This is a genomic window from Streptomyces sp. NPDC058221 (assembly GCF_042882365.1).
Classification (GTDB): domain Bacteria; phylum Actinomycetota; class Actinomycetes; order Streptomycetales; family Streptomycetaceae; genus Streptomyces.
Genome location: NZ_JBHVWF010000197.1, coordinates 1 through 11718, shown reverse-complemented (window position 1 = coordinate 11718; position 11718 = coordinate 1). Strand labels below are relative to the sequence as shown.

Annotated in this window: 12 protein-coding genes; 8 read left to right on the top strand and 4 right to left on the bottom strand. The window is 70.7% G+C overall.

The annotated features are described in order from the left end of the window. Positions 1-27 precede the first annotated feature (27 nt). Positions 28-1947, top strand: a complete 1920-nt coding sequence (locus tag ACFVW8_RS35675; RefSeq protein WP_389697558.1) for a PQQ-binding-like beta-propeller repeat protein — start codon at positions 28-30, stop codon at positions 1945-1947. Between the two features lie 213 nt (positions 1948-2160). Beyond that, the gene (locus ACFVW8_RS35670; RefSeq protein WP_389697556.1) at positions 2161-2856 is read left to right on the top strand and encodes a response regulator transcription factor; all 696 of its coding nucleotides are present in this window, start codon (positions 2161-2163) and stop codon (positions 2854-2856) included. 157 nt (positions 2857-3013) lie between these two features. Here ACFVW8_RS35670 and ACFVW8_RS35665 read toward each other — a convergent pair whose 3' ends face one another. Further along, positions 3014-3310, bottom strand: a complete 297-nt coding sequence (locus ACFVW8_RS35665; protein WP_389697554.1) for a hypothetical protein — start codon at positions 3308-3310, stop codon at positions 3014-3016. A gap of 15 nt (positions 3311-3325) precedes the next feature. Then, positions 3326-4996, bottom strand: a complete 1671-nt coding sequence (locus tag ACFVW8_RS35660) for a sodium:solute symporter family protein (protein ID WP_389697552.1) — start codon at positions 4994-4996, stop codon at positions 3326-3328. 235 nt (positions 4997-5231) lie between these two features. On the opposite strand from ACFVW8_RS35660, the gene galT reads away from it, so the two are divergent. The 3 genes from galT to galK are packed head-to-tail and all read left to right on the top strand — an operon-like array spanning position 5232 to position 8415. After that, positions 5232-6275 (top strand): galactose-1-phosphate uridylyltransferase, encoded by a 1044-nt coding sequence (galT, locus tag ACFVW8_RS35655; protein WP_389697550.1) that lies wholly within the window; start codon positions 5232-5234, stop codon positions 6273-6275. Then, a complete protein-coding gene (gene galE / locus ACFVW8_RS35650; protein WP_389697548.1) occupies positions 6272-7252 on the top strand; it encodes a UDP-glucose 4-epimerase GalE in 981 nt (326 codons plus the stop codon). The genes galT and galE overlap by 4 nt, the downstream gene beginning before the upstream one ends. Beyond that, positions 7249-8415: a galactokinase gene (galK, locus tag ACFVW8_RS35645; RefSeq protein ID WP_389697546.1), complete on the top strand. Its 1167-nt coding sequence runs from the start codon at positions 7249-7251 to the stop codon at positions 8413-8415. The genes galE and galK overlap by 4 nt, the downstream gene beginning before the upstream one ends. Position 8416: 1 nt before the next feature. On the opposite strand, the gene ACFVW8_RS35640 is transcribed toward galK, so the two are convergent. Further along, positions 8417-8863 carry a GNAT family N-acetyltransferase gene (locus tag ACFVW8_RS35640; RefSeq protein WP_389697544.1) on the bottom strand — a complete coding sequence of 149 codons (447 nt, stop codon included), beginning with the start codon at positions 8861-8863 and terminating at the stop codon, positions 8417-8419. Positions 8864-9133: 270 nt separating this feature from the next. Here ACFVW8_RS35640 and ACFVW8_RS35635 point away from each other — a divergent pair, with 270 nt between their 5' ends. After that, positions 9134-9955 carry a LuxR C-terminal-related transcriptional regulator gene (locus tag ACFVW8_RS35635; RefSeq protein ID WP_389697542.1) on the top strand — a complete coding sequence of 274 codons (822 nt, stop codon included), beginning with the start codon at positions 9134-9136 and terminating at the stop codon, positions 9953-9955. Here ACFVW8_RS35635 and ACFVW8_RS35630 read toward each other — a convergent pair. After that, positions 9914-10411: a MarR family winged helix-turn-helix transcriptional regulator gene (locus ACFVW8_RS35630; protein ID WP_073725926.1), complete on the bottom strand. Its 498-nt coding sequence runs from the start codon at positions 10409-10411 to the stop codon at positions 9914-9916. The two genes, ACFVW8_RS35635 and ACFVW8_RS35630, sit on opposite strands and share 42 nt — an antisense overlap. Positions 10412-10500: 89 nt before the next feature. On the opposite strand from ACFVW8_RS35630, the gene ACFVW8_RS35625 reads away from it, so the two are divergent. After that, a complete protein-coding gene (locus ACFVW8_RS35625) occupies positions 10501-11298 on the top strand; it encodes a trans-aconitate 2-methyltransferase (protein ID WP_389697540.1) in 798 nt (265 codons plus the stop codon). Continuing rightward, the gene (locus tag ACFVW8_RS35620; RefSeq protein WP_389697538.1) at positions 11298-11663 is read left to right on the top strand and encodes a VOC family protein; all 366 of its coding nucleotides are present in this window, start codon (positions 11298-11300) and stop codon (positions 11661-11663) included. Before ACFVW8_RS35625 ends, ACFVW8_RS35620 begins: the two co-directional genes overlap by 1 nt. Positions 11664-11718: the final 55 nt, after the last annotated feature.

The following is an 11718-nucleotide window of genomic DNA, read 5'->3' as shown; positions in this document are numbered from 1 at the left end:
CCCTTTCTCCAGAGGTACGCAAACGCCATGACGCAGCCGCCCCAGCCGCCCAACGATCCGCCCCAGGGCGGGTTCGGCGCCCCGCAGGACCCGCCCGCCGGTGGTTTCGGCGCCCCGACGCCGCCGCCGGCCGACCCGTTCGGCAAGCCGCCGGCGACTCCGCCGGCCACTCCGCCGCCGGCCACTCCGCCGCCGGCCACTGGGCCGCCGGGGGGATACGGCTCCCCGCCGCCCGCGGGCCCGCCCCAGCAGCAGCCCGGCTACGGCTACCCGCAGACACCTCCGCAGGGCCAGCCGCAGCAGCCCGGCTACGGGTTCCCGCAGGGGCAGCCGCAGCCGCCGCAGCCCGGCTACGGGTTCCCCCAGGGCCAGCAGCCGCAGCACGGCTACGGATATCCGCAGCAGGGGCAGCCGCCGCAGCAGGGCTACGGCTACCCCACCACGCCGATGCAGCAGCAGGGGCAGCCGCCGCAGGGCGGGAACGGGCCGAAGAAGTTCTCCACACAGATGCAGATCATCGTCGCCGCGGCGGTCGCCGTGGTGCTGATCGTCGGCGGCGGGCTCTGGTACGCGTCGAGCGGTGGCGACGGCGACAAGAAGGACGAGGCGTCCAGCTCCGCCGGCACCGGGGGCGAGAGCAAGGGCGGCGACGACAAGGGCGTCGGCGGCGGCAAGGAGAAGGCCCCGGCGAACACCAACGCCAAGGTCGACTTCCAGCTGCCGCAGCCCAAGGTCACCGACGTCACCACGGTCGACGGTTCCTGGCTGACCGACAAGGCGTACGTGAAGACGGGCATCAACGAGATCGTCGGCTACGACCAGGCCAAGGGCACCAAGCTCTGGTCGATCCCGCTGCCCGGTCAGCTGTGTGCCGCCTCCCGGCACATGACCAAGGACTTCAAGACGGCCGTCGCCTTCGAGGCGGCCAAGCGGACCAGTGCGGACAAGTACCAGAAGTGCACGCAGGTCGGCGCCCTCGACCTGAACACCGGCAAGCTCATGTGGGGCAAGTCGGTGACCGCCGAGACCAGCGGGGACGAGCCGCTCGCGTACGACGAGGTCACGCTCAGCGGCACCACGGTCGCCGCGGCCGGATCAGAGGGCGGTGTCGCCTTCGACCTGGACACCGGCGCCGAGCGCTGGAAGCCGAAGGCCAGCACCGACGGCTGCTTCGACCGCGGGTACGCCGGTGGTGAGGCACTCGCCGTGGTCCGCAAGTGCGGTATGTCCGACGACACCCAGCTCACCATCCAGGCGCTCAACCCGACCACGGGCGCCCCGATCTCCTCGTACAAGATGCCGACCGGTGTCGACTACGCGAGCATCGTCTCCACCAAGCCCCTGGTCGTCGCCGCCGACGTCGGTGACACCGCGGGCGACGGCAGCGGGATCTCCGACTTCTTCTCGATCGACGCCGCCTCGGGCAAGCTGCTCGTCAGGATCCCGGCCGACGCGGAGAAGTACGCGGCGAAGTGCGGCTCCACCGAGGTCGAGAGCTGCCAGCACCTCGCGGTCGGCAACAACCGCATCTACCTTCCCACCGAGGAACACGAGGGCAACAGCGACGACTACGGCAACACCAACGAGATCGTCTCCTTCGACCTGACCACCGGCAAGCAGACCAGCGACCGGGCCGACGCGGGCGAGCGCTACTCGATGTTCCCGCTCCGCATGGACGGCGGCAACATCATCGCGTACAAGGAGCCCCCGTACGACAAGGGCGGCCAGATCGTCTCCATCGACGGCAGCACCTTCAAGCAGACCGTGCTGATCGAGAACCCGGGCGACGAGTCGGTCCGGGACGCGGAGACCAGCTTCTCCTCGGAATACGCCGAATACCGTTACAGCAACGGGCGGTTGTTCATCTCCGATACGTTGATCAGCAAGCCGATGAAGAGCTCGCTGGACGACAAGGAATACCTCGTCGTCGCGTTCGGCGCGCAGTGATCTGAGGCTCAACTCCGCCTCCGGCCCTGCCGGTCGATCATTCGACCGGCAGGGCCGGTCGTTTTTCGAGCGTCAAGTGGCTCCGAACGGAACACGTTCGGGCATTCCGTGCCCGTTCTGCCGGCTAAGGCGCCCGCGACGTCGAACAAGCGTGTAACTTGCAGGCCCTAGAAGGCCGGGGGGCCTGACGTCGGTGTAACGGGGGTTTGCTCGATGGGCGTTCGGCTGATGGTGGTCGATGACCACCGACTGCTCGCCGAGGCGCTCGCCTCGGCACTGAAGCTACGTGGTCACCGAGTGCTCGCCGCCGCCGCGCCCACCACCGGAGCGGCCGACCTGGTGGTCGCCAGGGCCCCGGAGGTCTGCCTGTTCGGCACGGCGTCACCTGCCGAACCCGGCGCCTTCGACCCCATCGTGCGGATCAGGCGCGAGCGCCCGGGGATCGCCGTGGTGGTGCTGGGGCCGGTGCCGAGCCCGCTGGGGATCGCGGCCGCCTTCGCGTCCGGCGCCGCCGGCTATGTCCGTCATGACGAACGCATCGAGGGCGTCGAGCGGGCGATCACCAAGGCGCGGGCCGGTGAGGCCGCCATCGCGCCGCAACTGCTCCAGGGCGCCTTCGCCGAACTGCTCAACCCGGCGGTCCAGCCGGACGACGAGGGGCATCGGCTGCTCCAGCTCCTCACCCCGCGCGAGGTCGAGGTCCTGGTGCGGGTCACGGAGGGCGAGGGCACCCGGCTGATCGCGGCCGGCATGCGGATCGCGCCCAGCACCGCCCGTACCCATGTGCAGCGCGTACTGATGAAGCTGGGTGTCGGCTCCCGGCTGGAGGCGGCGGCACTCGCCGCCCGCACCGGGCTGCTGGACCGGGCGGCCGTGCACACGCGGAAGGGGCCGGACACCGTCGGCTGACGGTGTCCGGCCCCATCCGGCCCCGGCGGGGGGGCCGCGGAACAGCTGCCCGAAGGTTGCCTGGGCGCCCGGAAGACAGCCCGCGGCGGGGGTGGGGGCCTCCCCCGGGGGGCGCGGGGGCCCCCCCCCCTTCCGGCACGGGCGGTGCGGCGGCGGATCAGCTGCCGGACGTGTCCGTGGGCTCCGGAACGTCAGCCGGCGGCTGGGCCGGGCGCAGCTTCAGCCAGACCAGGAAGAACAGCCCGAGGGCCAGCATGGCCAGCCCGGTCCACAGGTTGATGTGGACGCCCTCGGCCTTCTTCAGGTCGGCGTCGGACGGGTTGATCCCGGCGATGGTGACGATCACTCCGTAGACCACGAAGAGACCGCCGATGATCCGCCGGATGTCGAAGAGGCGGGCCGCTGTCGCGGACTTCTGCTCCAGATCGGAGACTTCCTTGTGCAGTTCGGACATGGTGAGTTACTCCGATCAGAACGAGTAGGGGATGTAGCAGGCGGCGGCGATGACGATCGCGCCCCAGCCCAGCAGGGCCGGCTTGCGGTACCAGGCGTCGTCGCCCTCCGCGGGCGCCTCGTCGAGGTCCGGGGACTCGGTTCCGTAGACGAGTCCGGCCAGTTCGGCCTCCGGTTTGGGGGCGGTGAAGAGCGTGACGGCGACCATCACGACCGCACCGGCGACGAACCCGACGATCGCGGAGACGAAGTTGGCGCCCTGGTCGCTCGGGATGTCGATGATGCCCTGCTTGTAGATCACGAAGTAGTTGACCATCGCGGCGGTGGTACCCGCCAGCAGGCCCCAGACACCGGACTTCATCGAGGCGCGCTTCCAGAACATCCCGATGATGAAGACCACGAACAGCGGGACGTTGAAGAAGGAGAACAGCGTCTGCAGGTAGCTCATGATGTTGGAGAAGCTGGACGCGATGAACGCCGTGCCGATGGAGGCCAGCACCCCGATCACCGTGATCTTGCGGCCGAAGCGCAGGTAGTACGCGTCGGTCTCGTCCTTCTTCACGTACCGCGCCCAGATGTCCGTGGTGAACACGGTGTTGAACGAGGAGACGTTGGCCGCCATGCCCGCCATGAACGCGGCCAGCAGACCGGTCACCGCGATGCCGAGCACACCGTTGGGCAGCAGTTCCCGCATCAGCAGCGGGATCGCGTCGTTGTAGGTCGTGCCCGAGCCGGCGGTGCCGATGTTCGGCACGACCACGGCGGCGACCAGACCCGGGATCATCACGAGGAACACGATGAACATCTTCGGGAACGCGGCGATCAGCGGGGTGCGCTGGGCGGCCGAGAGGTTCTTCGCGGACAGGGCGCGCTGCACCTCTGCGAAGTTCGTCGTCCAGTAGCCGAACGAGAGCACGAAGCCCAGGCCGAGGATGATCGTCAGCCAGTTGGCGCCGAGCGGGTTGGCGTCACCGATGCCGGTGCCGCCCCAGGCGGACATGAAGTTCGAGCCGTGGCTCGACGTCAGTGAGTCGCTCAGCCCGTCCCAGCCGCCGACGCGCTTGAGGCCCAGCACGGTCAGCGGGATCAGCGCGGCGAGGATGACGAAGAACTGCAGCACCTCGTTGTAGATCGCGGAGGAGAGCCCGCCGATGGTGATGTAGATCAGGACGAAGAGGCCCGCGACCACGATCGCGACCCACTGCGGCCAGCCGAGGAGCGCCTCCACGACGATCGACAGGGCGTACAGGTTGACGCCCGCGATCAGGACCGCGGAGAACGCGAAGAGTATGGAGCTCAGCAGGTGCGCCGACTTGTCGAACCGGTGGAGCAGGAACTCCGGTACGGAGCGCACCTTCGACCGGTAGTAGAAGGGCATCATCACGAGGCCGAGGAAGACCATGGCCGGGATGGCGCCGATCCAGTACCAGTGGACGACCGCGACGCCGTACTGCGCGCCGGTCGCCGCCATGCCGAGGATCTCGGTGGCGCCGAGGTTGGCAGCCACGAAGGCCAGGCCGGTCACCCATGCGGGCAGTGACCGTCCTGAGAGGAAGAAGTCGAGGCTCGTCTTGACGCTGCGCCGAGCGGCGAAGCCGATGCCGAGTACGACCACGAAGTAGATCGCCAGGATCGTGTAATCGAGCCCGTTCGTGGGGAGCCGAAGCCCGGATGCCAGAGAGTGCATGGGGGGAACTCGCTTCGTTGCGTGTATTTAACTCGAAGGAAACTACGCCCTTGTGTTCAGAAAATGAACAGTCTCCATGAGGTTCTTTGTTTGATTGTGATCGTATGGCCAGAAACCGCGGACTTAACCCCACGAGATCCCGCTCACATCCGACCCCCACTCCGTTGCCCCGGACTCATTGACGCGCCTGTTGATTTGTGGTTCATTGTGTTGGGTTATGTTTGGGAGGACTCTGGTGAAGAAGACGGTTACGACGCTCGCCGACGGCCGGGAGCTGCTCTACTACGACAGCCGTGACGACGTCGTGCGCGAGGCGGTCGACCCGCGCCCCCTCGACCCCGTCTCGACCTCGTCCGAGATCCGCCGCGATCCGCTGCTCGGCGACAGCGTGGCCATCGCCTCGCACCGCCAGGGCCGGATCTACCACCCGCCGGCCGACGAGTGCCCGCTCTGCCCCTCGCGGGACGGCCGGCAGAGCGAGATCCCGGAGCCGGACTACGACGTCGCCGTCTTCGAGAACCGCTTCCCCTCCCTCGCCGGCGACTCCGGCCGCTGCGAGGTCGTCTGCTTCACCTCCGACCACGACGCCTCCTTCGCCGACCTCACCGAGGAGCAGGCCCGGCTCGTCCTGGAGGCCTGGACCGACCGCACCGCCGAGCTTGCCGAGCTCGACCAGATCAAGCAGGTCTTCTGCTTCGAGAACCGGGGCGCCGAGATCGGCGTGACGCTCGGCCACCCGCACGGACAGATCTACGGCTACCCCTTCGTCACCCCGCGCACCGAACTGATGCTCCGCTCCATGGCCGCCCACCGTGCGGAGACCGGCGGCAACCTCTTCGACGACGTGGTGGCGCGCGAGGAGGCGGACGGCTCGCGGATCGTCATCGCGGCCGAGCACTGGATCGCCTTCGTGCCCTACGCGGCGCACTGGCCGTACGAGGTCCACCTCCACCCGCGCCGGCGCGTCCCCGACCTGCGGGGACTCGACGAGGCCGCACGCATGGAATTCCCACAGGTCTATCTGGAACTGTTGAGGCGATTCGACCGGATCTTCGGACCCGGGGAGCCGCTGACCCCGTACATCTCCGCCTGGCACCAGGCGCCGTTCGGAGTCGAGGGGCGGGATGACTTCGGGCTCCATCTGGAGCTCTTCACCATCCGACGCACCTCCGGCAAGCTGAAGTTCCTCGCGGGTTCCGAATCCGGCATGAGTGTGTTCATCAACGATGTGCCGCCGGAGGCCGCGGCCGCGCGACTGCGAGAGGTAGCGAGCGAGTGAGCAAGTCCCCCAAGAAGTACCTGGTGACCGGCGGCGCGGGATACGTCGGCAGTGTGGTCGCCCAGCACCTGCTGGAGGCGGGGCACACCGTCACCGTCCTCGACGACCTCTCCACCGGCTTCCGCGAGGGAGTCCCGGCCGGCGCCGGGTTCATCGAGGGCCGCATCCAGGACGCCGCGAAGTGGCTGGACGCCTCCTACGACGGGGTGCTGCACTTCGCCGCGTACTCCCAGGTCGGCGAGTCCGTCACCGACCCGGAGAAGTACTGGGTCAACAACGTCGGCGGCTCCACCGCCCTGCTCGCCGCCATGCGCGACGCCGGGGTACGCACCCTGGTCTTCTCCTCCACCGCCGCCACCTACGGCGAGCCGGTCTCCAGCCCCATCACGGAGGCCGACCCCACCGCCCCGACCAGCCCGTACGGCGCGACCAAGCTCGCCGTCGACCACATGATCACCGGCGAGGCGGCCGCGCACGGCCTGGCCGCGGTCTCGCTGCGCTACTTCAACGTGGCGGGGGCGTACGGCAGCTGCGGCGAACGGCACAGCCCCGAGTCGCACCTGATCCCGCTGGTCCTCCAGGTCGCCCTCGGACAGCGCGAGTCGATCTCCGTCTACGGCGACGACTACCCGACCGCCGACGGCACCTGCGTCCGCGACTACATCCACGTCGCGGACCTCGCCGAGGCCCACCTCCTCGCCCTCGAAGCCGCCACCGCGGGCGAGCACCTGATCTGCAACCTCGGCAACGGCAACGGCTTCTCGGTCCGCGAGGTCATCGAGACGGTCCGCGAGGTCACCGGCCACCCGGTCCCCGAGACCGCGGCCCCGCGCCGCGGCGGCGACCCTGCCGTCCTCGTCGCCTCCGCCGCCACCGCCAGGGAGCGCCTCGGCTGGCAGCCGTCCCGCGCCGACCTGGCCGGAATCGTCTCCGACGCCTGGACGTTCGCCCGCCGAGAGGAGCCCACCGCACCATGACCGACGACGCTGAGCTGACCGCCGCCTTCACCGAGCTCTACGGGACTGCCCCCGAGGGGATCTGGGCCGCTCCCGGCCGGGTCAACCTGATCGGCGAGTACACCGACTTCAACGACGGCTTCGTGATGCCGCTCGCACTGCCGCACACCGCGCGGGCCGCCGTCGCCCGCCGCACCGACGGCGTCCTGCGGCTGCACTCCACCGACGTGCCGGGCGGTGTCGTGGTGCTCCGGGTCGACGAGCTGGCCCCGAACGAAGGGCACGGCTGGGCCGCCTATCCGGCCGGGGTCGTCTGGGCGCTGCGCGAGGCCGGCCACCCGGTCACCGGCGCCGACATCCAGCTGACCTCCACCGTCCCCACCGGCGCCGGGCTCTCCTCGTCCGCCGCCCTCGAAGTGGTCACCGGCCTGGCTCTGAGCGAACTGTTCGGCCTCGGCCTCACCCTGGCCGAGCTCGCGGTGCTGGCCCAGCGCGCGGAGAACGGGTTCGTCGGCGTCCCCTGCGGCGTCATGGACCAGATGGCCTCGGCCTGCTGCACCGAGGGCCACGCCCTGCACCTGGACACCCGCGACCTCACCCAGCGCCAGGTCCCCTTCGACCTGGCCGCCCACGGCCTCCAGCTCCTCGTCGTCGACACCCGCGTCAAGCACGCGCTCGGCGACGGCGCGTACGCGGAGCGGCGTGCGGGCTGCGAGGAAGGGGCCCGCACCCTCGGCATCCGTACGCTGCGCGAGCTGCCGTACGAGCGCCTGGGCGCCGCGCTCGACACGCTGGCCGAGTCCGGCGCGGCCGAGTCGGTCGTGCGCTACGTACGCCATGTCGTCAGCGACAACCAGCGCGTCGAGCAGGTCATCGCGCTGCTGGACGCGGGTGACGTGCGCGCGGCCGGTCCGGTCCTCACCGCGGGCCATGTCTCACTCCGGGACGATCTGCGGGTCTCCTGCGTGGAGCTGGACCTGGTGGTCGACACGGCGAACGCGGCCGGTGCGCTCGGTGCCCGGATGACCGGCGGCGGCTTCGGCGGCTCGGCGATCGTGCTGGTGGAGGAGGCGCAGGCGGACACGGTCACCAAGTCCGTGCTGGAGGCGTTCGCTTCGGCGGGCTACGCGGCCCCCGGTGTCTTCCCCGCGACCCCGTCGGCGGGCGCCCACCGGATCGTCTGAATCAGCGGCCGAGCTGCTTGGCGAGGGTGAACTCGGTGACGCCCGGCGGGTAGTTCTCGACCCGCCCCGTCACCTCGTAGCCCCGCTTCCGGTAGAAGGCGGGGGCCTGGAAGTCCCAGGTCTCCAGCCGGGAGCGGGTGCAGTCCCGGTCCGTGACGGCCACCCGTTCGGCCTCGGCGAGCAGCTGCGAGCCGAGGCCGCAGCCGCGGTGCAGGGCGTCGACCCAGAGCAGATCCACATGGAGCCAGTGCGCCCAGGTCCGCCCGGTCAGCCCGCCGGCGAGCTGTCCGTGCCCGTCCAGCGCCCAGACCTCCAGCGGGAGTTCGCGCCCCGCGGGAGCGGTGCGCAGCGCGCGGATCTCCGGTGAACCAGCGGTGTTGTCCTCGTGGAGCCGCCTGTTCAGCAGCCGACGTCGCTCTCTGTCCACTTCTGTCTCAAGACGGAACATGCACCTCACCCTAGGGCGATGTGCACCGCCAGTTCGGCGAATTTCCTCCCGCCCCGGGCCGCCGCCCGTACGCTATTGCCCAGCACCGGTGGGGGCCGGTGCTGATTCAGGGGTACGAGACAGCCGGGTGCGGCATCCGGGGTGGGGTGGGCAGTCGGTGCGCGGCGGCGGCCGTGGCACTGCGGTCCGGATCCCCGTTGCGGGTGTCGCACCCGCGCCGGTCCGTCTCCGCCGGGGGCGCACGCTACGGGGCGCCCCAGAACACACAGCATGGGGGTGTCTGTGGTCCGTATCCGGGTTCTCGTGGTCGACGACCACCGCATTTTCGCCGAGTCGCTCGCCGCGGCGCTCGCGGCCGAACCGGACGTCGATGTGGCGGCGGCGGGCAGTGGCCCGGCCGCGCTGCGCTGTCTGGAGCGCGCGGCTGCCGAGGGGCGCGGTTACGACGTGCTGCTGGTCGACGCCGAGCTGGGCATCCTGCCCCCGGCGGGCGGCCGCATGGCGGTCGGACCGGTGCCGGTGCCCGCTCCGAGCGCGGGGGAGGGCAGGCAGGCCGACGGCATATCGCTGGTCGCCGGGGTCCGTGCGGGCCGGCCGTCGGTGCGTACGGTGGTGCTCGCCGAGAAGGACGACCCGCGCCGGGCCGCGCTCGCGCTCCAGGCGGGGGCCTGTGGCTGGGTCGCCAAGGACTGCTCCCTCCAGCGGCTGCTCGCGGTCATCCGGGGGGTGCTGCGCGACGAGACGCATCTGCCTCCCGCGCTGCTGACCGGCGTGCTGCGGGAGCTGCTGGCGGACCGCAAGCACCGCAGCGAGAGCGAGCAGCTCGTCGAGTCACTGACCCCGCGCGAGCGCGAGGTGCTGCGCTGCATGGTGGCGGGTCTGGGCCGCAAGGCGGTGGCGGAGCGGCTCTTCCTCTCCCCGCACACGGTGCGGACCCATATGCAGAACGTGCTGGGCAAGCTGGGCGTGCACTCGACGCTGGCGGCGGTCGCACTGGCCAGACGGGCGGGCGTGGGACCGGCCGATCCGGTGCTGCCCGACGAGCCCGGTCTAACCGGGGATGTTGTCGAACGGGGCAGTCAACTGGCGTAGCAGTCCTGCCAGTTCGCCGCGCTGGTGACGGGAGAGTTCGCCCAGGATGGCGCGCTCCTGGGCGAGCAGGCCGGCCAGTGACTGGTCGGCCTTGTCGCGTCCCTCGGCGGTGAGCCGGACGAGCACACCGCGGCGGTCGCTGGGGTCGGGGAGCCGCTCGACGAGGTTCTTCTTGGTCAGCCGGTCGATGCGGTTGGTCATCGTGCCCGAGGTGACCAGCGTCTGGGTGAGCAGCTGCCCGGGGGAGAGCTGGTAGGGATCGCCGGCGCGGCGCAGCGACGTGAGTACGTCGAACTCCCAGGGCTCCAGATGGTGCTCGGAGAAGGCGATCCTGCGGGCCCGGTCGAGGTGGCGGGCCAGGCGGGAGACGCGGCTGAGGACCTCGAGTGGTTCCACGTCGAGGTCGGGGCGCTCTCGGCGCCATGCAGCGACCAGTCGGTCGACCTCGTCCTCCATGTGGATCAGTGTAGAGGGTCCCTCGACATGAAGTCTCTTGAATTCGAGTGTCTTGACATCAAGATACTTTCTCGGTGATCCTGGCTGCCATGACCGCACCCACCTGGGATCCGCAGCAGTACCTGCGCCACGCGGACCACCGCACCCGCCCCTTCCACGATCTGCTGGCCCGCGTCCCCGAGCTGCCGGGCGCACCCGCTCCCCGGATCGCCGACCTCGGATGCGGCGCGGGCAATGTCACCGCCCTGCTCGCCGAGCGCTGGCCCACGGCCCGCATCACCGGCTACGACAACTCCCCGCAGATGCTGGCACGGGCCCGCGCCCACGCCACCGCCCTGCTGGACTTCGCCGAGGCCGACGCCGCGACCTGGACACCCGGGGAACCGTACGACCTGATCGTCTCCAACGCACTGCTCCAGTGGGTGCCCCGGCACGCCGAGCGCTTCCCCGACTGGCTGGAGGCACTCACCCCGGGCGGCACCTTCGCCCTCCAGGTCCCGGGCAACTTCGACCAGCCCAGCCACGCCCTGATGCGCGAACTCGCCGAGTCCCCGCGCTGGCGCTCCCGGCTCGGCGGCCGGCTGCGCCACTCCGACGCGGTGCTGAGCCCGGCCGGCTACCTGGACCGGCTCACCGGCCCCGGCCGCACGGCCGATGTCTGGGAGACCACCTATCTGCACCTGCTGCCGGGCGAGGACGCCGTCCTCGACTGGGTGAAGGGCACCGGCCTGCGCCCCGTACTGACCGCCCTGGCCGACGACGAGGAGGCCCGGAGCGCCTTCCTCGCCGAGTACCGCGACCTGCTGCGCGCCGCATACCCAGCGGGCCCGCACGGCACGGTCTTCCCGTTCCGCCGCATCTTCGCCGTCACCCACCGGGAGAAGTGATGATCGCCGCCCTCGACCACGTCCAGCTCGCCGCCCCCGAAGGCTCGGAGGACGAGCTGCGCGGCTACTACGTGCACACCCTCGGGATGACCGAGATCGCCAAGCCTCCGGTCCTGGCCGCCCGGGGCGGCTGCTGGTTCCAGACGGGCCCGGTCCAGCTGCACCTGGGCATCGAGGCGGACTTCCGCCCGGCCCGCAAGGCCCACCCGGGCCTGCGGGTGACGGACATCGGGGCGTTCGCGGCCCGGCTGGCGGAGCGCGGCGCCGAGGTGGCGTGGGACGAGGACCTGCCGGGCCACCGCCGCTTCTTCAGCCACGACCCGGTCGGCAACCGGCTGGAGTTCCTGGAGCCGGTGACCGGCTGAGGACGCGCGGGCGCCCCCCCCCCCGAGATACCGGGGCGGGGCCCCCCCCCGGTCC

Bases quoted from the DNA above. Each gene is read 5' to 3' on its own strand.
- ACFVW8_RS35660 (WP_389697552.1), bottom strand. From the start codon at position 4,996: ATGCACTCTCTGGCATCCGGGCTTCGGCTCCCCACGAACGGGCTCGAT.
- ACFVW8_RS35675 (WP_389697558.1), top strand. From the start codon at position 28: ATGACGCAGCCGCCCCAGCCGCCCAACGATCCGCCCCAGGGCGGGTTC.
- ACFVW8_RS35620 (WP_389697538.1), top strand. From the start codon at position 11,298: ATGATCGCCGCCCTCGACCACGTCCAGCTCGCCGCCCCCGAAGGCTCG.
- ACFVW8_RS35665 (WP_389697554.1), bottom strand. From the start codon at position 3,310: ATGTCCGAACTGCACAAGGAAGTCTCCGATCTGGAGCAGAAGTCCGCG.
- galK (WP_389697546.1), top strand. From the start codon at position 7,249: ATGACCGACGACGCTGAGCTGACCGCCGCCTTCACCGAGCTCTACGGG.
- ACFVW8_RS35635 (WP_389697542.1), top strand. From the start codon at position 9,134: ATGGGGGTGTCTGTGGTCCGTATCCGGGTTCTCGTGGTCGACGACCAC.
- ACFVW8_RS35625 (WP_389697540.1), top strand. From the start codon at position 10,501: ATGACCGCACCCACCTGGGATCCGCAGCAGTACCTGCGCCACGCGGAC.
- ACFVW8_RS35640 (WP_389697544.1), bottom strand. From the start codon at position 8,863: ATGTTCCGTCTTGAGACAGAAGTGGACAGAGAGCGACGTCGGCTGCTG.
- ACFVW8_RS35630 (WP_073725926.1), bottom strand. From the start codon at position 10,411: ATGGAGGACGAGGTCGACCGACTGGTCGCTGCATGGCGCCGAGAGCGC.
- ACFVW8_RS35670 (WP_389697556.1), top strand. From the start codon at position 2,161: ATGGGCGTTCGGCTGATGGTGGTCGATGACCACCGACTGCTCGCCGAG.